General features: G+C 67.9%; 22 protein-coding genes. 13 read left to right on the forward strand and 9 right to left on the reverse strand.

Translation table 11 applies throughout. From position 1 onward, the window contains the following. The first annotated feature begins 42 nt into the window (after positions 1–42). From AC07M8_RS04550 to egtD, 4 genes are read left to right on the forward strand one after another with little or no spacing between them, the layout of a single operon-like run. The gene (locus AC07M8_RS04550) at positions 43–273 is read left to right on the forward strand and encodes a twin transmembrane helix small protein (protein ID WP_267394781.1); all 231 of its coding nucleotides are present in this window, start codon (positions 43–45) and stop codon (positions 271–273) included. A 4-nt stretch (positions 274–277) separates the two neighbouring features. After that, a complete protein-coding gene (locus AC07M8_RS04555; RefSeq protein WP_495173763.1) occupies positions 278–841 on the forward strand; it encodes a cob(I)yrinic acid a,c-diamide adenosyltransferase in 564 nt (187 codons plus the stop codon). A 49-nt stretch (positions 842–890) separates the two neighbouring features. Beyond that, a complete protein-coding gene (gene egtB / locus AC07M8_RS04560; protein WP_495173221.1) occupies positions 891–2141 on the forward strand; it encodes an ergothioneine biosynthesis protein EgtB in 1251 nt (416 codons plus the stop codon). Further along, complete coding sequence (egtD, locus tag AC07M8_RS04565; RefSeq protein ID WP_495173222.1) at positions 2141–3118, forward strand: L-histidine N(alpha)-methyltransferase; 978 nt, start codon at positions 2141–2143, stop codon at positions 3116–3118. Before egtB ends, egtD begins: the two co-directional genes overlap by 1 nt. Positions 3119–3146: 28 nt before the next feature. On the opposite strand, the gene AC07M8_RS04570 is transcribed toward egtD, so the two are convergent. Then, complete coding sequence (locus tag AC07M8_RS04570; RefSeq protein ID WP_495173223.1) at positions 3147–4013, reverse strand: CPBP family intramembrane glutamic endopeptidase; 867 nt, start codon at positions 4011–4013, stop codon at positions 3147–3149. A gap of 120 nt (positions 4014–4133) precedes the next feature. On the opposite strand from AC07M8_RS04570, the gene AC07M8_RS04575 reads away from it, so the two are divergent. After that, a complete protein-coding gene (locus AC07M8_RS04575) occupies positions 4134–5003 on the forward strand; it encodes a 3-hydroxybutyryl-CoA dehydrogenase (protein ID WP_495173224.1) in 870 nt (289 codons plus the stop codon). Positions 5004–5014: 11 nt separating this feature from the next. Then, on the forward strand, positions 5015–5164 hold the full coding sequence (locus AC07M8_RS04580) for a hypothetical protein (RefSeq protein WP_267394786.1): 150 nt from the start codon (positions 5015–5017) through the stop codon (positions 5162–5164). A gap of 139 nt (positions 5165–5303) precedes the next feature. Here the strand turns inward: AC07M8_RS04580 and AC07M8_RS04585 are convergent, their stop codons facing one another. Further along, complete coding sequence (locus AC07M8_RS04585; protein ID WP_267394787.1) at positions 5304–6563, reverse strand: NupC/NupG family nucleoside CNT transporter; 1260 nt, start codon at positions 6561–6563, stop codon at positions 5304–5306. Between the two features lie 117 nt (positions 6564–6680). On the opposite strand from AC07M8_RS04585, the gene AC07M8_RS04590 reads away from it, so the two are divergent. The 5 genes from AC07M8_RS04590 to AC07M8_RS04610 all read left to right on the forward strand — a co-directional run bounded on the left by AC07M8_RS04590 (position 6681) and on the right by AC07M8_RS04610 (position 10290). Beyond that, positions 6681–7319 carry a queuosine precursor transporter gene (locus AC07M8_RS04590; protein ID WP_495173225.1) on the forward strand — a complete coding sequence of 213 codons (639 nt, stop codon included), beginning with the start codon at positions 6681–6683 and terminating at the stop codon, positions 7317–7319. A gap of 116 nt (positions 7320–7435) precedes the next feature. Continuing rightward, positions 7436–8335 carry an acetylglutamate kinase gene (gene argB, locus AC07M8_RS04595; RefSeq protein WP_267394789.1) on the forward strand — a complete coding sequence of 300 codons (900 nt, stop codon included), beginning with the start codon at positions 7436–7438 and terminating at the stop codon, positions 8333–8335. A 64-nt stretch (positions 8336–8399) separates the two neighbouring features. Beyond that, on the forward strand, positions 8400–8708 hold the full coding sequence (locus AC07M8_RS04600; RefSeq protein WP_267394790.1) for a YggT family protein: 309 nt from the start codon (positions 8400–8402) through the stop codon (positions 8706–8708). Between the two features lie 86 nt (positions 8709–8794). Then, on the forward strand, positions 8795–9673 hold the full coding sequence (folD, locus tag AC07M8_RS04605; protein ID WP_495173226.1) for a bifunctional methylenetetrahydrofolate dehydrogenase/methenyltetrahydrofolate cyclohydrolase FolD: 879 nt from the start codon (positions 8795–8797) through the stop codon (positions 9671–9673). Then, on the forward strand, positions 9670–10290 hold the full coding sequence (locus tag AC07M8_RS04610) for a MarC family protein (protein ID WP_267394792.1): 621 nt from the start codon (positions 9670–9672) through the stop codon (positions 10288–10290). Before folD ends, AC07M8_RS04610 begins: the two co-directional genes overlap by 4 nt. A gap of 37 nt (positions 10291–10327) precedes the next feature. On the opposite strand, the gene AC07M8_RS04615 is transcribed toward AC07M8_RS04610, so the two are convergent. Further along, positions 10328–12109: an AcrB/AcrD/AcrF family protein gene (locus AC07M8_RS04615; RefSeq protein WP_495173227.1), complete on the reverse strand. Its 1782-nt coding sequence runs from the start codon at positions 12107–12109 to the stop codon at positions 10328–10330. A 58-nt stretch (positions 12110–12167) separates the two neighbouring features. Between AC07M8_RS04615 and AC07M8_RS04620 the strand changes: the two genes are divergently transcribed. After that, positions 12168–12614 (forward strand): GtrA family protein, encoded by a 447-nt coding sequence (locus AC07M8_RS04620; RefSeq protein WP_495173228.1) that lies wholly within the window; start codon positions 12168–12170, stop codon positions 12612–12614. Then, positions 12614–13345: a class I SAM-dependent methyltransferase gene (locus AC07M8_RS04625; protein WP_495173229.1), complete on the forward strand. Its 732-nt coding sequence runs from the start codon at positions 12614–12616 to the stop codon at positions 13343–13345. The genes AC07M8_RS04620 and AC07M8_RS04625 overlap by 1 nt, the downstream gene beginning before the upstream one ends. Before the next feature lie 114 nt (positions 13346–13459). Here the strand turns inward: AC07M8_RS04625 and AC07M8_RS04630 are convergent, their stop codons facing one another. The 6 genes from AC07M8_RS04630 to tldD form a co-directional block, all read right to left on the reverse strand. Further along, a complete protein-coding gene (locus AC07M8_RS04630; protein ID WP_495173230.1) occupies positions 13460–14479 on the reverse strand; it encodes a glycosyltransferase family 2 protein in 1020 nt (339 codons plus the stop codon). A 70-nt stretch (positions 14480–14549) separates the two neighbouring features. Next, complete coding sequence (locus AC07M8_RS04635; RefSeq protein ID WP_495173764.1) at positions 14550–16652, reverse strand: RelA/SpoT family protein; 2103 nt, start codon at positions 16650–16652, stop codon at positions 14550–14552. 170 nt (positions 16653–16822) lie between these two features. Next, complete coding sequence (locus AC07M8_RS04640; protein ID WP_495173231.1) at positions 16823–18184, reverse strand: ammonium transporter; 1362 nt, start codon at positions 18182–18184, stop codon at positions 16823–16825. A 10-nt stretch (positions 18185–18194) separates the two neighbouring features. Next, positions 18195–18533 carry a P-II family nitrogen regulator gene (locus tag AC07M8_RS04645; protein ID WP_267394798.1) on the reverse strand — a complete coding sequence of 113 codons (339 nt, stop codon included), beginning with the start codon at positions 18531–18533 and terminating at the stop codon, positions 18195–18197. 140 nt (positions 18534–18673) lie between these two features. Then, positions 18674–18874, reverse strand: coding sequence for a putative signal transducing protein (locus AC07M8_RS04650; RefSeq protein WP_495173232.1), 201 nt, complete (start codon positions 18872–18874; stop codon positions 18674–18676). 107 nt (positions 18875–18981) lie between these two features. Continuing rightward, on the reverse strand, positions 18982–20409 hold the full coding sequence (tldD, locus tag AC07M8_RS04655; protein WP_495173233.1) for a metalloprotease TldD: 1428 nt from the start codon (positions 20407–20409) through the stop codon (positions 18982–18984). Between the last annotated feature and the right edge of the window lie 32 nt (positions 20410–20441).

The raw sequence follows: 20441 nt of genomic DNA on the forward strand, positions 1-20441 counted from the left end.
TCCGCCGTTGCAGGCATCCCCGCAGAGGCGTAGTCTGTGCCCATGAACACCTTTCTCGCCCTGCTCCTGATCGCGGCGATGATCGCCACGGTGGTCGCGCTGGTCCGCGGAATCGTCTCGTTCCTCCAGGAATCGACCGATCAGGTGAAGCAGGGCGAAGGCCCGAGCGCCGCCTCGCTGAAATCGAACCGCATGATGCAGATGCGGATCTTCTTCCAGGCGCTGGCGATCACCATCGTGGTGCTGATCATGTTCCTCGCCGGCCGGACCTGAGCCGCTGGTCAAGCTCACCAAAATCTACACGCGCACCGGCGACGCCGGCAGCACCGGGCTCGTCGACGGCTCGCGCGTGTCCAAGGCCGACACGCGGATGGCGGCGATCGGCGATGTCGACGAAGCCAATAGCGCGATCGGCATCGCCATGGTCGCGCTCGGCGGCAGCCCGCTCGCCGCGGCGCTGCAGCGGATCCAGAGCGACCTGTTCGATCTCGGCGCTGATCTCGCCACCCCCGGCGGCGATTTCACCGCCTCGGCGACCGCGCTGCGGATCATCGCCGGCCAGGTCGAGCGGCTCGAGCGCGAGATCGACGCGATGAACGATGGTCTGCCGCCGCTGACCAGCTTCGTGCTGCCCGGCGGCGAGCCGGCCGCCGCCGCGCTCCACCTTGCGCGGGCCATCACGCGCCGGGCGGAGCGTGCCGCGGTGGCGATGGAGGCGGCGCTCAACCCGCAAGCCTTGGCCTATCTCAATCGCTTGTCCGATTATCTGTTTGTTGCGGCGCGTCACGTGAACAAAACGGGGGCGGGCGACGTTCTGTGGGTGCCGGGGGCGACGCGCTAACGGCGATCGGCTACCCGACGCTCGGGTCAACAAGCAGGAAGGAACCACGATGCTGAAGGCTGCCGCCGCGCAGGTCCCGATGATCGATCGGTTCACCGCGGTCCGCAATTTGAGCCTCGCGCTCGCTGCGCCCTTGTCCGACGCCGATGCTACCGTGCAATCGATGCCCGACGCGTCGCCGGCGAAATGGCACCTCGCCCACACCAGCTGGTTTTTCGAAACCTTCGTGCTGCGCGACCATGTGCCCGGCTATCAGCTGCACGACCAGCGTTTCCCCTTCCTGTTCAACAGCTACTACGAGGCCGAGGGCCGTCGCCACGCGCGACACCGCCGCGGCATGGTCACCCGGCCGACGCTTGACGAGGTCCGCGCCTATCGCGCCCATGTCGATGCCGCGCTGGTGGCGGCATGGCCCAGCCTCCCCGCCGAGGCACGCACGCTGGTCGAGCTCGGCTGCCACCATGAAGAGCAGCACCAGGAGCTGCTCGTCACCGACATCCTCCACCTGTTCGCCGAGAATCCGCTGGAGCCCGCGCTCTACCCGGCCGCGCGCAAGGTGCCGGTGGCGATGCCGCCGCGGATCGACTGGATCGAGCGCGACGCCGGTATCGCCCTGATCGGCCACGCCGGCGACGGCTTCGCGTTCGACAGCGAGGCCCCGCGCCATGAAACCCTGCTTGTCCGCCACGCGCTCGCAAATCGCACCGTCACCAATTTGGAATGGGCCGCATTCATCGCCGCCGGAGGCTATCGCGAACCGCGTCACTGGCTGTCGGATGGCTGGGCCTGGGTCAAGGCGCAGGGCATCGAGGCGCCGCTCTATTGGGAGGAGCAGGATGGCAGCTGGACCCGGATGGGGCTTGATGGACGGCGCGCGATCGATCCGGCCGCACCCGTCACCCATGTCAGCTTCTACGAGGCGGACGCTTATGCGAGCTGGGCCGGCGCGCGCCTTCCTACCGAGGCCGAGTGGGAAGCCGCTGCCGCCGGCCACGATCCCGCCGGGGGCAACCAGATGGACGCCGCCGGCCCGGTTGAGCCGCGACCGTCTATCGGCGGCCCCGGCTTCTTCGGCGATGTGTGGGAATGGACCGGCAGCTCGTTTCGCCCTTACCCCGGCTTTCGCGCGGTCGAGGGCGCGGTCGGCGAATACAACGGCAAGTTCATGAACGGCCAGTTCGTGTTGCGCGGCGGCAGTTGCGCCACCCCGCGGGGCCATGCCCGGGCGAGCTACCGCAACTTCTTCTATCCGCACCAGCGCTGGCAGTTCACCGGCGTGCGGCTCGCAAAGGATCTTTGATGCTCAAGCCGGAGGCCGAGGACGGCCAGTCGTCGCTTGCCGACCCGCAGTTCCGTGCCGACGTGCTCGCCGGGCTGGAACGCCGCCCGCGCGCCATCCCCGCGCGCTGGTTCTACGATCGCCGCGGCTCCGAACTGTTCGAGGCGATTACCGAACTGCCCGAATACTACCCCACCCGCACCGAGGCGGCGATCCTCGCGACCGCCTGTCCCGAGGTGGCGACGATCGCCGGCCACGGCCGGGCGGTGGTCGAATTCGGCTCGGGCTCGTCGACCAAGACGCCGATCCTGCTGCGCGCGGTGGCGCCATCGGCCTATGTGCCGATCGACATCTCTGGCGATTTCCTGCGCGAATCCTCGCGCGCTCTGTCGCAATCCTTCCCCGAGCTGCTGGTGCTGCCGTTTGAGGCGGATTTCATGCGACCGATGACGCTGCCGCACACGATCGCGGACGCACCCAAGCTCGGCTTCTTCCCCGGCTCGACGATCGGCAACATGATCCCGCGGCAGGGCGTCGATCTGCTGCGCTCGATGCGTGACACACTGGGGGTCGGTGCGATGCTGCTGATCGGCATGGACCGGATCAAGGATGAACCAACCTTGGTCGCCGCCTATGACGATGCGCAGGGCGTCACCGCCGCGTTCAATCTCAACCTGCTCGAGCGGATCAACCGCGAACTCGACGGCACAATGCCGCTCGACGCCTTCGTCCACCAGGCGATCTGGAACGACGATCGCGCGCGGATCGAGATGCACCTCGCCGCGACCCGCGACATCAGCTTCACCATCGACGGCCGGCCGTTCGACATGGCCGCGGGCGAGACCATTCACACCGAGAACAGCCACAAATATGGCGCGCGCGACGCCCGTATCCTGCTGCGCGCCGGCGGCTGGACGCCGATCGCCGAATGGACCGACCCCGACGGCCTGTTCGCGCTCTACCTCGCCGAGGCCCAGGCGGAGCGCCCGGCGCCCTGAGCCTGCGGCAAGCAACGCGCGGCCGAGATCACGCGATCGCGGGCTGTGGCCGCCGCGCCGCTGCCATGACGATGACGAAGATCACCAGCCCGACCAGCATCGCCGACAGCGATGCCTCCGGGCCGAACGGCCCACCGCTGACGATGTCGGACACGCCCGGCACCGGCGCGCTGACGAACAGGCTGCCGCTCCCTGTCTGCCCCGACACCCGCGCGCCGAAGATCGCCCCTTGCGCGAAATTCCACGCGGCGTGGACGCCGACCGACATCCAGATTCGCCCGGTGAGCAGGTAGAAGGCCGCCAGCATCAGACCCGCCTCCACCGCGATCGCCAGGGCGGCGACATAGGTGGCGTTGGGGTTGGCGAGATGCCCCGCACCGAACAGCAGCGCCGAACCCGCCAGCGCCGGCCAGATGCCAGCGGTGCGCATCAGCAGGCGAAAGATCACCAGCCGCGCGATCAGCTCCTCGACGAAGCCGGTGCCGAGCGTCTCGCGCAGATCGTGACCGATGTCGTTCCAGTCACCGGGCGCCAGCGTATAGGCGCCGAGCAGCCGCAGGCTGGCGAACACCAGGGTGAACATGCCGAGGCCGATCGCGATGCCGAGCAGCAACTCGCGCGGCAAGGCGCGCAGCGCCAGCTCGGAGGGTGTCCGCCGCTCGCCCCAGCGCACCAGGGCTGCATAGAGCAAATAGGCGATCACCGCGGAAACGATCGCGACCCCCTTCAGTACCGCCTCGGGCGGGTGCAGCACCGCCTTGGTTGCAGCCTGCAGCGACATGGCGGCGACGCAGGCGAGGAACAACAACACCATCCAGCCGAGTGCGCGCAGCCACCGCCATCGCCCGGGCGCCAGCACGCCCGCATCGCCCAGTTCGATCATTGCCGCCATCATCGGTCCCTCAAGGTGTATTATGATAATGTTACACCAGCAAGATGGACGCTAGCAACAGTCCCGTCGCTTGGCCTCGCCTCCGTCCCCCCCTAAGAGAGCGACAAAATACAGGAGCGGATGATGGACACGGTCGGCGTAATCGGGGCGGGTCAGATGGGCGCGGGGATCGCGCAGGTGTCGGCGGCGGCGGGCTATCGCACGCTGCTGAGCGACGTCTCGCTCGAGCGGGCCGAGGCCGGCAAGACCGGGATCGCGCGGCAGCTCGCCCGCCAGGTTGACAAGGAGAAGATCGACGCCGCCACCCGCGACGCCATCCTCGCCCGGATCGAGCCGGTCGCGAGCCTTGGCGCGATGGCCGAGGCGGCGCTGGTGATCGAAGCGGCGACCGAGCGCGAGGAGATCAAGCGCGCGATCTTCAAGGAGGTAGGCGCGGTGCTCGGCGCCGAGGCGGTGCTCGCCTCCAACACCTCGTCGATCCCGATCACCCGCCTCGCCCAGGCAACGCCCGATCCGGCGCGCTTCATCGGCGTGCATTTCTTCAATCCGGTGCCGGTGATGGGGCTGATCGAGGTGATCCGCGGCCTCGCCACGTCCGACACGACGGTGGCAACGATCGAGGCGTTTGCCGACCGGCTCGGCAAGGCGGTGGTGCGCGCCAACGATGCGCCGGGGTTCATCGTCAACCGCGTGCTGATGCCGATGATCAACGAGGCGATCTTCGCGCTCGGCGAGGGCGTGGCGACGATCCGCGACATCGATCTCGCCTGCCAATTGGGCCTCAACCATCCGATGGGGCCGCTGACGCTCGCCGACTTCATCGGCCTCGACACCTGCCTGGAGATCATCCGGGTGTTGTTTGAGGGCACCGGCGATCCCAAGTTCCGCCCCGCCCCGCTGCTGGTGAAATATGTCGAGGCCGGCTGGTACGGCCGCAAGACCGGCCGCGGCTTCTACGATTATGCCGGCGCCGAGCCGGTGCCGACCCGCTGAGGAGCGCCGCCATGAGCCTGGACGATACCATCGTCGACACCCCCGAAGGCCCGATGACCTACAAGGAGTGGAAGAAGAAGAACCCGGTGCAGCTCCCCTCGCGCCGCACCAAGGGCAAGGACCTGCCCAACAAGGTGAAGCTGCGCACCGACGAGGAATAACTACGCCGAGCGGCGGCCACGTCCCGTCATCCTGAACTTGTTTCAGGATCCATGGCCCGATCTGCCCACGGGCCGGTGGCGAGGTTTGGGCCCTGGATGCTGAAACAAGTTCAGCATGACGAACAAGTGGGGGCCAGACTCAGCCGATCAGCAGCCCTGCAAGCGCCGCGCTCATCAGGTTGGCGAGGCTGCCTGCCGCGAGCGCGCGCAGGCCGAGCTTGGCGATCATCGGTCGCTGGTTGGGCGCGAGGCTGCCGGTCACCGCCATCTGGATCGCGATCGACGAGAAATTGGCAAAGCCGCACAGTGCGAAGGTGATCACCGCGACGGTGCGCGGGCTGAGCGCGGCGGCCTGCTTGCCGAGATCGATATAGGCGACGAATTCGTTGAGCACGATCTTCTCGCCGAACAGCCCGCCGGCGATCCCCGCCTCGTTCCACGGCACGTTGAGCAGGAACATTACCGGCTGGAACAGATAGCCGAGCATCCCCTGGAAGCTCAGATTCTGTATCCCGAACCAGTGGCCGATGCCGCCGAGCAGGCCGTTGGCGAGCGCGACCAGCGCCACGAACGCGAGCACCATCGCGCCGACCGCGACCGCGAGGCGGACGCCCGTCTGCGCGCCCTGCGCGGCGGCCATGATGATGTTGGCGGGCTTTTCCTCGTCATGGCTCGCCTCGGCGATCGCCACCGCGGCATCCTCGGGATGATCGCCGAGCGCCAGCTCGCCCTGCGGCAGATCACGCCGATCCGGCATGATGATCTTGGCCATCAGGATACCGCCCGGCGCGGCCATGAAGCTTGCCGCGAGCAGATATTCGATGCGGATCCCCATCGAGGCATAGGCCGCAAGGATGGTGCCGGCGACGCCGGCCATGCCGCTGGTCATCACCGTAAACAGCTGCGCGGGGGTGAGGCCGGCGAGATAGGGGCGGATCACCAGCGGCGATTCGCTCTGGCCGACGAAGATGTTGGCGGCCGCGCACAGCGATTCCACCTTGGAGGCGCCGATCACCCATTCCAGCGCGCCGCCGAGCCAGCGCACCACCAATTGCATGATGCCGAGGTGGTAGAGGATCGAGACCAGCGCCGCGAAGAAGATGATCACCGGCAGCGCCTGGATCGCGAAATTCTTGCCGAGCGGATTGGCGGCGAGTTCGCCGAACAGGAAGCTGGTGCCGGCGTTGGCATAACCGAGCAGGTTGGCGACCCCGCCCGACATCCATTCGAGCACGAACTTGCCCGCGGGCACGTAGAGCACCAGCACCGCGATGCCGGCCTGCAGCGCGAACGCGGCACCGACGATCCGCGGGCGGATCGCCCGCCGATCCGACGACAGCAGCACGGCGATGCCGAGAATGACGAGGATGCCGGCAAGGCCGATCAGGATGCGATTCATGAACTATCCGCGGTTAAGCTGCGACGCGGCCCCCCGCCTGCGACGGCGCACCATACACTGGCGTGGCGACCGAGCTAGTGGTTTGACGAGGCGGCGAAACCCGCTAGCGTCGCATCGATGGACACTCAAGCGCCCGTCATCCCCCGTGCCCTCTTCGTCTTCTCGGTCCTGTACGGCGGGATGGTCTGCATCGCCGGCGTGCTCGGGGTAAAGCAGGTCGCGCTCGGCCCGTTGGCGGTGGAAGCCGGGATCTTCGCCTTCCTGATCCTGGTCGCGCTGTCGAGCGCGGTCGCCGAGCTGTTCGGTCAGCGCACCGCAACATCGCTGGTCCGCCTCGGCTTCGTGCCGCTGCTGGTCTCCGCCGCGCTGATCCAGATCGTCGTCGCGCTGCCGCATGATCCCGGCATGTACCCGCCGGCGATCGACGCCTTCCCGGTGGTGGTCGGCCAGGGCGCGCGGATGATGATCGCCGGGCTGATCTCCTACGGCATCTCGCAGTCGCTGAACGTGTTGATCTTCTCCAAGCTGTCGCGTGGCGAGGGCCGCGGCGTGTGGCTGCGCGGGATCATCGCCAGCGTAATCAGCCAGATCATCGACACGCTGCTGTTCATCTCCATCTCGTTCTTTGGCGAGCGCCCGATCCTCGGGCTGATGGCCGGGCAGATGCTCACCAAGGTGATCCTGTCGGTGGTGCTGATGCCGTTCCTGATCACCGCGCTGGTCGCGCTCGGGCGGCGACTCGACCGGGCCAGCTGAGCCCCGTCCGAACATCCGTCACCCCAGCGACGCCGGGGTCTCGTCCGATAGAGGTGTGGACACTCACCGGGAGACCCCAGGTGACGGTTCATCATGCGCCCGCTAAAGGCGCTGGCATGACCGACTATGCTCCCAATGCCGCGCTGCTCGCCAAGGCCGAGACCCTCACCGAGGCGCTGCCCTATCTGCAGCGCTACGCGGGCCAGACCTTCGTGGTCAAATATGGCGGCCACGCGATGGGCGACCCCGAGCTGGCGCGCGATTTCGCCGAGGACGTGGTGCTGCTGAAAGCGGTCGGGATCAACCCGGTGGTGGTCCATGGCGGCGGCCCACAGATCGGCGCGATGCTCAAGCGCCTCGGCGTCGAGTCGCGCTTCGTCGACGGGCTGCGCGTCACCGACAAGGAGACGGCGCAGATCGCCGAAATGGTCCTCGCCGGCTCGATCAACAAGGAAATCGTCGGCTGGATCGGCCAGGCCGGCGGCCGTGCGGTCGGCATCTCGGGCAAGGACGCCGGGCTGGTCACCGCCGAAAAGGTCAAGCGCGAGGCGCCCGACAAGCTCCAGGGAATCGAGCGCCATGTCGATCTCGGCTTCGTCGGCGAGCCGGTCGCGGTCGATCGCCGGATCCTCGATTCGCTGAGCGCCGACGGCATCATCCCGGTGGTCGCGCCGATCGCGATCGGCGCCGACGGCGAGACCTACAACATCAACGCCGACACCATGGCCGGCGCGATCGCCGCGGCGCTCGGCGCGTCGCGCTTCTTCCTGCTCACCGACGTCGCCGGCGTGCTCGACAAGAACAAGGAACTGCTCACCGACCTCGATCCGCGCCGGATCGCCGCGCTCAAGGCCGATGGCACGATCTCGGGCGGGATGATCCCCAAGGTGGAGACCTGCGTCGCCGCGGTCAGCGCCGGGGTGGATGCCGCGGTGATCCTCGACGGCCGGGTGCCGCATGCGATGCTGCTGGAGATCTTCACCTCGGCCGGCGCGGGCACGCTGGTCCACGCCTGAGCCGCCCCTGTCCACGCCGGCCGGAACCGGCTAGGCGTGGTACCGTCAATTTCGGAGACCCCGCGTGATCGCGCTGACCATCATCCAGATTCTCCAGGTGCTGCTCGACGTGGTGTGGTGGATCATCTTCGTCCAGTTCATCCTGTCGCTGCTGATCACCTTCAACGTCATCAACACCTCCAACCAGTTCGTCCGCGCGCTGTACGACGGGCTCGAGCGGCTCACCGAGCCGATGTACCGGCCGCTGCGCCGGGTGCTGCCGAGCGCCGGCGGGCTCGATCTGTCGCCGATGGTGGTGCTGATCATCATCGCCATCCTCGATATCGTGCTGCGCAACCTCGCGATCAGCATCGTCACCGGCGGCGCGGTCTGAGCCGCTAACGGCTACCGCCGCCGCTCGGCGCGAGAGGGAGCCGCAACGCTGGCGAAAATGGCCGCCAGCCGTTATGCGCCTCGGGCATGACCGCCATGATCATCGACGGCAAGGCGCATGCCGCCCGCCTCCGCGCCCGCGTCGCCGACGCCGTTGCCGCCTTCCGCACCGCCACCGGCCGCGCGCCCGGGCTCGCCGTGGTGCTGGTCGGCGAGGATCCGGCGTCCGCGGTCTATGTCCGCTCCAAGGGCAAGGCGACCCGCGAGGCGGGGATGGAGGGCTTCGAGCACCGCCTGCCTGTCGAGACCACGTCCGATGAGCTGCTCGCGCTGGTCGCCCGGCTCAACGCCGATCCCGCGGTGGACGGCATCCTCGTCCAGCTGCCGCTCCCGGCGCACATCGATGCCCAGGCGGTGCTGCTCGCGATCGACCCCGACAAGGATGTCGACGGCTTCCATCCGGTCAACGCCGGCCGGCTCGCGATCGGCGCGGAGGGCTTCGTGCCGTGCACGCCCTTGGGCTGCCTGATGCTGCTGCAGGACATCCACCCCCGCCTGTCGGGCATGGAGGCGGTGGTGGTCGGCCGTTCCAACATCGTCGGCAAGCCGATGGCGCAGTTGCTGCTCGGCCAGAGCTGCACGGTGACGGTGGTGCACAGCCGCACCCGCGACGTCCCCGCGCATGTCCGCGCCGCCGACATCGTCGTCGCCGCGGTCGGCATTCCCGAATTCATCAAGGGCGACTGGATCAAGCCCGGCGCCACCGTGATCGACGTCGGCATCAACCGCACCGAGACCGGGCTGGTTGGCGACGTCGACTTCGCCGCGGCGGTCGAGGTCGCCGGCGCGATCACCCCGGTGCCGGGCGGGGTCGGGCCGATGACCATCGCCTGCCTGATCCGCAACACCTATGTCTCCGCCTGCCGGCGCGACGGCGTCGTTCCCGCGCTGGGCGACGGGGTGTGATCGAGCTCTATATCTCGACGCTGATCACCTTCTTCGTGGTGATCGATCCGCCCGGCTGCGCGCCGATCTACGCCGGTCTCTCGGCCAGCGCCTCGCCGGTGCAGAAGCGCAGCATGGCGATCCGCGCGGTGGTGGTCGCCTCGCTGATCCTGGTGGTGTTCGCCGCCTTCGGCGAGAGCCTGCTCCACGGCCTCGGCATCAACCTTGCGAGCTTCCGTATCGCCGGCGGCATCATGCTGTTCCTGATCGCGCTCGAGATGGTGTTCGAGAAGCGCACCCAGCGCCGCGAAGACCGCGCCGCTGAGGTCGCCGCCGATCCCGAGGCGGAGGATGTCTCGATCTTTCCGATGGCGATGCCGATGATCGCCGGCCCCGGCTCGATCGCTACGGTGATGCTGCTGATGGCGCGCACCAACGGCATCCAGGCGACGCTGGTGGTGCTCGCGGCGATGGGCACGATCCTGCTGCTCACCCTCGCCGCGCTGCTCGCCGCAGGGCCGCTGATGCGGCTGCTCGGCACCCGGATCGAGGCGGTGATCACCCGCGTGCTCGGCGTGTTGCTCGCCGCGCTCGCGGTGCAGTTCGTGATCGACGGGTTGCAGCTCAGCCTGCGCTGACGGTTCGTGCTCCCGCTGGCGCAGGAGCACGCGCGCTTCAGTCCACCTTGAACAAGCGCAGCGGCGACTCCGCCGGCAGCGGCAGCGGGGTCAGCCAGGCCGGCCGCTGGCCGTGCGCGAGCTGGTCGTAGAAGCCGCCCGGGGCACGGGCGCGGTAGTTGGTCGATTCCGACATGTTGGGGCAGAGCAGCAGCATCGTCGCGCCGTGGCGGCGGATGATGCCGTGCGCCTGATCCGCCGAGCCCTGGAAGGCATGCTGGACATCGAGGATCGCATCGCCGTTGCGATGATAAGGCCCGGCGATCGCGTCATGATGAGTGACGGTGATCAGCCGCGGGCTGAGATCGACGAAGGTGAAGATGGTCTGCGCCGGATAGCGATCGAGTGCCTTCAGCACTGTGTAGCGCACGCAATTGCCCGAGGCGCGGTTGACCCGCTTGGTATAGGCATTGGGGCGGTCCACGGGCAGATATTTGATGATCAGCCCGGCGAACAGGCCTGAGACGAGCAGGAAGCCCACCACCGTGCCGCCGATCCGCACCGCCATCAGCCGGTGGTTGGCGAACCAGGGGAGGATGATCCAGCCGAGCAGCGTCGCGCCGGGCACCGCGAGCAGCTGCGCCGCCGGGCCGGCGCGGATCTGCCACAGCAGCATCGCGGTAGCGAAGGCGACGAACAGCGCCACCGCGCTCCAGCCGATCAGCGCCGGGCTGCGCCGCGCCCGCCAGGTGCCGACGACGACCCCGAGCAGCCCGACGATCGGCAGCGCCGCGATCGGGAAGCCGAGCCGGAAGGGATGCTTGTAGATCGGCTTGGCCTCGCGGACATTGTCCAGCCAGTTCTTCTGCAGCTCGGGCGACACGCCTTCGGGCCGGCCGAGGCATTGCGGGAAAAAATGGGCGAAACCGGCGGCGATCACGACGCCGGCGATCGCGGCGAGGCCGAGGCGCACCGCGCGCTGCGCCGGGTTGATCCAGGCGAGCACGAACAGCAGCGCGCCCGCCGCCACCATCACGCTCAGCCACACCGGGGTCAGCGCGTCGCACCGCATCTCGTAATTGGCATTGGACGCGAACGCCGCAAAGCCCAGCGCGCTGCCGCCGCCGAGGCTCAGCGCATAAGCCGACAGGCGCGGCGCCTCGGTGCGGTCCCACACCCAGCGCAGCGCGAGGATCGCGCCGGCCATCGCCGCATAGGGCAGCATCTCGAGCCCGATCGACAGCGACACCGCGCTCGCCAGCCCGACCATGATGCCGCCGCGGGCCCCACGCCCGTCGCACAGGCCGGCGACGGTGAGGCTGAGCATCGCCAGCTGCCAGCCGTGGTGATCGATCCGCTCGGGGAGGAACATCAGCATCGTCGCCGCGGTGCCGAGCAGGAAGATCAGCGCCAGCGGCCACGCCAGCGGGTGGATCAGGCGGCGCACCGTGGCGGAGACGCCGAGCATGGTGATCGACAGCGGCAGCAGCGGCGCGATCCCGCACGCCAGCCGCTCGGCCCAGGCGTTGGAGGTGAACAGGCGGAAGAACAGAATCATCCCCGCGATCGGCAGGTCGACGATCCGGCTCCAGTGGATGTTCGCGCCCACCGGCGGGTTGAGCCGATATTGACGCAGGTCGTACCAGCCCTGGCCACCGAGCCAGGCGCGGACCTGCATCAGCCGCATGTTGTCGTCGGTGTCGCCGAGCGACAGCCAGCGCACCATGTTCCAGTCGCTCCACACGTACCAGACCGTGACGCCGAGCCACGCCAGCAGCGTCAAGGCGATCCAGTGACGCTCGAGATCGCGGGTCCAGGTCCCGCGGGAGTAATTGTTCAAGCTGCTGACCTCGATTTGCCCGTTTCGCTCCCGGCGCATTGCCTTTAGGGCGAGCGCGATGGCGAGGGAAGCATCGGCAGGGCCGCAACGATCACGACTGCAAGGTCTCCGCGACAGCGGCCTCATCGGGCAGCTGATCCGCTTCGGCATCGCCGGCGGCATATCGACGCTGGTCTATGCGGCAGTCTACCTGCCGCTCAGCCTCTATGTGTTCGAGCGCCGCCACGCCGTCTATGCGGTGCCCTTCGCCTTCGTGGTCGCGGTGACGGCGGGTTTCTTCCTGCACAGCCGGTGGAGCTTCAAGGGCCATGGCAGCCGCGAGCCGGGCGGCGTCCAGCAGGTCAAGTTCGTGATGGTGCAGGCGACCGGCATGGCGTTGAACGCGCTGGTCACCTGGATCGGCACCGCCGGCTTCGGCCTGCCGCCCTGGGCGCCCTTGCTGCCCGCGGTCGCGCTTGCCACGATCGTCACCTTCATTCTCAACCGCTGGCTGGTGTTCGCATAATGGATCGCATCGTCTACGACCGGATGGCCGCACATGATTCCACCCATTGGTGGTATCGCGCGCGCCGCGACATCCTCAGCGATTATCTCACCCGCTACGCCGCGCTGCCCAAACCGGCGCGGATCCTCGAGATCGGCTGCGGCACCGGGCACAACCTGCCGATGCTTGCCTCCTTTGGCGAGGTCGATGCGATCGAGATCGATCCCGCGGCGAGGCAGATCGCCAGCGAGCGACTCGGCCGACCGGTGGGCGACGCCCCGCTCCCGGCGCTGCCGGGGATCGAGCGCGGCGCCTATGACCTCATCGCGGTGCTCGACGTGGTCGAGCATATCGACGACGATGTCGCCGCGTTGAAGGCGATGCGCGACTGCCTCAAGCCCGGCGGCAAGATCCTGATCGCGGTGCCCGCGCACCAGTGGCTGTGGAGCGCGCATGACGTGGTCAACCACCACCACCGCCGCTATTCCAAGGCGAGCCTCGCCACCGCGATCGAGGCCGCCGGTCTCCGCCCGCGCAAGCTCACCTATTTCAATTCGCTGCTGTTCCCGCTCGCCGCTGCGGCGCGCATCGCTGGCCGGCTTACCGGGCGCGACGACAGCGACGATTCGCCCCCCGCCAAGCCGCTCAACACGCTGTTCGAGACGATCTTCCGCCTCGAACGCTATGCGGTCGGCCGGTTGCCGATGACGCCGGGGGTATCGATCGTGACGCTGGCGGAGCCCAGAGGCTGATCACATTCTCCCGCGTCATGCTGAACTTGTTTCAGCATCCATGGCCAACGCGACCCGCGAGCACGCGGTGCCTGCAGGGCCATGGATCCTGAAACGAGTTCAGGATGACGGTGATTATTCCGCCGCCTGGCGCACCAGCGCGTCGTCGAACTGCGGCGAGGGCTCGGCGGCGTTGAACCCCAGGCTCGAGCGTCCCTTCACCGGACCGGCGATATCCGCGACCAAATAGAGCGGCCGCCGCTTGGATTCGATGTAAAGCCGGCCGAGATATTCGCCGATCATCCCGAGCACGAACATCTGCACCGCCGAGAGCACGACGACGACGAGCATCGTCGAAGTCCAGCCCTGCACCGGCGAGCCTTCGAAATAGCCCCAAGCGATATAGATCAGCAGCAGCAGCGACAGGCCGGCGAGGATCACCGAGGCGTGGCTGGCGAAGCGCAGCGGCGCGGTGGAGAAGCCGGTGACGGCGTCGAACGCGAGGCGCACCATCTTGCCGAGCGGGTAATTGGTCTCGCCTGCATGCCGCTCGGCGCGGTCATAGGGGAACGGCACCTGGCGGAAACCCACCCAGGCGACCATGCCGCGGATGAACCGCGCCTGCTCGGGCAGGCTGAGAAAGGCATCGAGCGCGCGGCGACTCATCAGCCGGAAGTCGCCGGTATCGAGCGGAATCGGCGTATCGGTGACGCGATCGAGCACGCGGTAGAAGGCGGCCGCCGTCGCCTTCTTGAAGATCGTCTCGCCCTCGCGCTTGCGCCGCACCGCATAGACGACATCGGCGCCCTGCTCGCGCATCGCCACCCGCATCTCGGCGAGCAGCTCGGGGGGATCCTGCAGATCGGCATCGATGATCAGGATCTGCGCGCCCGAGCACAGGTCGAGCCCCGCGGTCAGCGCCAGCTGGTGGCCGTGGTTGCGCGACAGGTTGATCGCCACCACCCGCGGGTCGGCGGCGCTGAGCCGCTGCATCACCAGCCAGCTGTCGTCTCGGCTGCCATCGTTGATCAGCACGATCTCATGGTCGTTGCCCACCGCGGCCTGCGCGGCGGCCGAGACGCGCGCGTGCAGCAGCTCGAGGCACGCGGCTTCATTGTAGCAGGGAATGACGACGGACAGCGCGGGGCGATGCATGGTGCGGTCTTAGCGGCTCGTCACGGCTTCGTCACCAATCTCGCGCTTGCGGCGCGAGCGGGCACGTCGTTCACACCCGGTCCACCGCATTCACCGCGTCCGCCGCGCGGAGCGCCGCCATCAGCCGCATCAGCTGGTGCACGTCGTGCACCTCGACGTCGATCACGTTGGTGTGGAACATCGTGTCGCGCGTATCGAGCCGGAGCGCGATGATGTTGGCCTTGTGCGCGCCGATGATGGTCGAGACGATGCCGAGCGCACCCGGCTCGTTCTTCACCTGGACGGCAATCCGCGCCACCGCGCCGTCGCTCTTGTCGCCCCAGTCGACATCCACCCAGTCGGTCTCGTCCGTGCCGCGCTCGGCGAGCTCGGCAAGCACGGGACAGTCGATCGCATGCACTTCGATCCCGGCGTCGGGGCGACGCAGGCCGACGATGCGGTCGCCGGGCACCGGGTGGCAGCAATCCGCAAGATCGAACGCGACGCCGGGGGTCAGCCCCTTGATCGAGATCGCGCTCGATTGCGGCGCCAGCATGCCGCTGTCCTCGCCCGCGGAGCCTGGCATCAGTGCCTCCATCACCGCGGCGTCCGAGATCGTCCGCCGCGCGATCGCCGCCATCAGCGCCGGCTGGTCGGGCAGCTTGAGCCGTTGCAGCGCATGCTCCACCGCATCCGGCCCGATCGTCGCCGGCATGCGGATGACGATATTGTCGTAGAGCTTGCGCCCCAGCGCGATCAGCTCGTCGCGCTCGGCATGGCGCAGGTGGCGGCGGATGCCGGCGAGCGCCTTGCCGGTGATCGCGAAATTGAGCCAGCCGGGCTGCGGCACCTGGCCCTTGGAGCGCAGCACCTGCACCTGATCGCCATTGTCGATCACGGTGGAAAGCGGCACCACCCGACCGTTGATCTTGGCGCCCACCGCCTGGTCGCCGAGATCGGTGTGCACCGCATAAGCGAAGTCGATCGGGGTCGCACCCTTGGGCAGCTGGATCAGCTCGCCCTTGGGGGTGAAGGCGAAGATCCGATCCTGGTACATCGCCATGCGGGTGTGCTCGAGCAGCTCCTCGGGGCTGCCCGCGGTATCGAGGATCTCGACCAGGTCGGCGATCCAGCTGTGCTGGTTGTCCGGGCGACCGTTGACCTGTTTGTAGGCCCAATGCGCGGCGAGCCCGAACTCGGCCTCGGCGTGCATCTCCGGGGTGCGGATCTGGATCTCTATGCGCGCATTGTCGGCATGGATCACCGAGGTGTGGAGCGAGCGATAGCCGTTGCGCTTGGGGGTGGAGATATAATCCTTGAACCGGCCCGGCACCATCGGCCAGCGCCGATGGATGATCCCCAGCGTGCGGTAGCAATCCTCCACGGTCGGCACGATCGCGCGGAACGCCATCACGTCGGACAATTGCTCGAAGCTGATGTGGCGCTCGCTCATCTTGCGCCAGATCGAATAGGGGTGCTTCTCGCGCCCCGACAGGTCCGCCTCCACCCCTGCGCGCGCCAGCAGCAGCTTCAGCCCCGAGGCGATCTTGGCGATCCGGTCGCCGCCGCCTGATTTGAGCGATTCGAGCCGCTTGGAGATCGATTCATACGCTTCCGGCTCGAGTTGCTCGAAGGCGAGCGTCTGCATCTCCTTCATGAACTCGTACATCCCCACCCGCTCGGCGAGCGGCGCGTAGATATCCATCGTCTCCTTCGCGATCCGGCGGCGCTTCTCCGGCTTGGCGATATGATGGAGGGTGCGCATGTTGTGCAGCCGGTCGGCGAGCTTGACCAGCAGCACGCGGATGTCGTCGGACATCGCGAGCAGGAACTTGCGCAGGTTTTCCGCGGCGCGCTCGTTTTCGGTCTGCGCCTCGATCTTGGAGAGCTTGGTGACCCCGTCCACCAGCCGCGCGACATTCTCGCCGAACAGCCGGGTGATCTCCTCTGGCGTGGCCACCGTGTCCTCGATCGTGTCGTGGAGGATCGCGGTCGCGATCGTCTCGTCGTCGAGCCTCAGATCGGTGAGGATGCCCGCCACCTCGATCGGGTGGCTGAAATAGGGATCGCCGCTGGCGCGCTTCTGGCTGCCATGCGCCTGCATCGAGAACACATAGGCGCGGTTGAGCAGCGCCTCATCCGCATCGGGGTCATATTCAAGGACCCGGTCGACCAGTTCATATTGCCGCAGCACGCCTGCCACATGGGGCCGCATGCTGCTGCTTTGCAACAGATTGTTGGCCGGCGCGGCGCGGTCGCTGCCCCCGCCGACAAAAAGTGGCCCGATACGTTGCCGTATCGGGCCAAGGGTGTCCGCAGGAGGAACATCGTGGGGGAGCGGGCACCGCCCGCCCCCGAAATCAATCAGTTGTAGGCACGCTCGCCATGCTCGCCGAGGTCGAGACCCTCCAGCTCGATGTCCGGGCTGACCCTGAGGCCGGTGATCGCCTTGGCGATGAAGATCGCGATCACGGTGCCGATCGCGGCCCAGACGATGGTCGCGGCGACCGCCTCAATCTGGACGAGCAGCTGGTGGCCCATCACGAAGTCCGGCTTGCCGGGGCCGCCGAGCGACGGGGCGTAGACGATGCCGGTGCCGATCGCGCCGATCATGCCGCCGATGCCGTGGATGCCGAAGGCGTCGAGCGCATCGTCATAGCCGAGCTTGGGCTTGAGCAGCGTCACCGCATAATAACAGACCACCGAGGCGACCGCGCCGAGGATGATCGCGCCGAACGGGCCCGAATTACCCGCCGCCGGGGTGACGGCGACGAGGCCGGCGATGATCCCCGAGCAGAAGCCGAGCGCCGAGCCCTTGTGGCCATTGGCCCGCTCGATCAGCATCCAGGCAAGGCCGGCCGAGGCGGTGGCGACGAAGGTGTTGATCATCGCGAGCGCTGCCGAGCCATTGGCTTCGAGCGCCGAGCCGGCGTTGAAGCCGAACCAGCCCACCCAGAGCAGACCGGTGCCGACGCCGGTCAGCGTCAGCGAGTGCGGCGCCATCCGCTCGGTGGGGTAGCCGATGCGCTTGCCGAGGATCAGCGCCGCGACCAGCGCCGAGACGCCGGCGTTGATGTGAACCACGGTGCCGCCGGCGAAATCGAGCGCGCCCATCTTGAAGAACAGCCCGCCCGATGCCCACACCATGTGCGCGACCGGGAAATAGACGATGGTCAGCCACACCAGACCAAACACCATCACCGCGGAAAATTTCATCCGCTCGACCACCGAGCCCAGCACCAGCGCGACCGTGATCGCGGCAAAGGTCATCTGGAAGCAGATGAAGACATATTCGGGGATGGCGACGCCGGCGGTGAAGGTCGCCGCGGTGGATTCGCTGGTGATCCCCTTGAGGAACGCCTTGCCGAAGCCGGAGATGAAGTCGTTGCCTCCGTCGCCGAACGCCATGGTATAGCCGTACATCACCCAGATCAGCATCGCGAGGCAGGCCACTGCGCCGATCTGGGTCATGGTCGCGAGCATGTTCTTGGCGCGGGTGAGACCGCCGTAGAACAGCGCGAGACCGGGCAGGATCATCGCCAGCACCAGCACGGTGGAGGTCATCATCCAGGCGGTATCGCCCTTGTTGACGACCGGCGGCGACGGGGCGGCGGCAGGCGCCTGGAGCGCGGCGTCCTGCGCCCAGGCCGGCAGCGCCGCATAGAGCGCCGCGACGACGGCAGCGCCGCCGACGACTTTGGCGCCAGTCTTGATTGCTTGGTTCATCTTACCCCCCTCAGAGTGCCGCATCGTCGGTCTCGCCGGTGCGGATGCGCACCGCCTGGCCGACATCGAGCACGAAGATCTTGCCGTCGCCGATCGCACCGGTGTTGGCCGAGGCCTGGATCGCCTCCACCACGCGGGCCGCCAGATCGGTCGCGCAGACCACCTCGACCTTGATCTTGGGCACCATGTTGGTGCTGTATTCGGCGCCGCGATAGATTTCGGTCTGGCCCTTCTGCCGACCGAACCCCTTGACCTCGGTAACCGTCATCCCGGCCACGCCCAACGTGGTGAGCGCTTCGCGCACCTCGTCGAGCTTGAACGGCTTGATGATCGCAATGACCAGCTTCACCCGCGCCCCCTCTGTTATCCCGCAGGGTGCATCGCAATCATCGTGCCAGTCGCGATATGACGCGAAACTGTCATCGGGCGGCCACGCGGCGGGTTAAGGAAGCGTAAAAAGCAGGGCGCTCGGGCGCCCCTGCTCGAAAATCAGGCAGGCGGGATGATGCCTCGTGCGGTGGCGAGATCGTCTTCGTTCACCATCACCCGCACCGGAATCAAGAAGTAGCTGCCGTCGCCGATCGAGGCCTCGCCGTCGAACGCCAGCGCCGCTATGCCCTCGCTCTCCAGCCGACCGACCAGGATATGCGCTTCGTTGCGCGAGAAGCGGCCGAGTTCGACGAGTGCCATCACGGGTGAGCGCATGAGCGGGCGTTTGGCTCCACCTTCTTGACCCATCCCCAGCGAACGCCGGCGTGACCAAAAGGAGGGGAGAGGCAGACGCCCCTCCCCAGCGATCACATCGCGGTGCCGCCCACCGTCAGCCCGTCGACCAGCAGCGTCGGCTGGCCGACCCCGGCCGGCACGCTCTGCCCGCCCTTGCCGCACACGCCGATCCCCTCGTCGAGCGCGAAGTCGTTGCCAATCCCGGTCACCTTGGTGAGCACGGTCGGGCCGTCGCCGATCAGCGTCGCGCCCTTGATCGGCGCGCCGATCCGGCCGTCCTCGATCATATAGGCCTCGGTGCAGGAGAAGACGAACTTGCCCGAGACGATGTCGACCTGCCCGCCGCCGAACGACTTGGCGAAGATCCCCTTCTTGACCCGCGACAGCAGCTCGGCGGGATCGTCCTTGCCGTCCTTCATGAAGGTGTTGGTCATCCGCGGCATCGGCGCATGCGCAAAGCTCTCGCGGCGGCCGTTGCCGGTCGCCGCCACGCCCATCAGCCGTGCGTTGAGGCGATCCTGCATATAGCCCTTGAGGATGCCGTCCTCGATCAGCACCGTCTCGCCGGTCGGCGTGCCCTCGTCGTCGATCGACAGCGAGCCGCGGCGATCTTGGATCGAGCCGTCGTCCACCACCGTCACCCCCGGTGCGGCGACCCGCTCGCCGATCCGGCCGGAGAAGGCGCTGGTGCCCTTGCGGTTGAAATCACCCTCGAGGCCATGGCCGATCGCCTCGTGGAGCAGCACCCCCGGCCAGCCCGGCCCGAGCAGCACGGTGAACTCGCCCGCCGGCGCCGCGACCGAATCGAGGTTGACCAGCGCCTGCGCCAGCGCCTCGTCGATCCCCCGGTTCCAGGTCGCGGGGTCGAACAGGCGGTCGTAGAGATAGCGCCCGCCGATCCCGAAGGTGCCGGTCTCGCGGCGGCCGTTCTGCTCGACGACGATCTGGATGTTGAGCCGCACCAGCGGCCGCACGTCGGTGGCGACGAAGCCGTCGGCGCGGACGATCTCGACCACGCCCCAGGTGCCCGACAGACCGACCGAGACCTGCGCCACCCGCGGGTCGCGCGCGCGCGCCGCGGCGTCGATCGTCTGGCACAGATTCACCTTGTCGGCGAACGGCACCAGATCGAGCGGGTCGGCGTCGGTGTAGAGGTGGCGGTTGGTCGCGCGCGGCGCCGCCGCCTTGGGCGCGGCGGAGGGATCGATCAGCGCCATCGTCTCGGCGGCGCGCTTGATCGCCGCCTCGCTCAGCTCGTTGGCATGGGCAAAGGCGGTCATCTCGCCCGACACCGCGCGCAGGCCGAAACCGGCGTTGGTATCGTAGCTTGCCGTCTTCAACCGCCCGTCGTCGAAGCCGAACGCCTCGGACTTGCGATATTGCAGGTAGAGCTCGCCATCGTCGGCCTTGCCGAGCGCCGTCGCGGTCAGCGCCTGCGCGGCATCGGGCGACAGCGCGTCGCGGTACAGGAACGAGCGGGGATCTGCGGCAATGGTCATCGCCTGGATATAGGCACGCCGCGCCGCAGGTA

Source organism: Sphingomonas sp. GW821-FHT09E03, assembly GCF_059416225.1.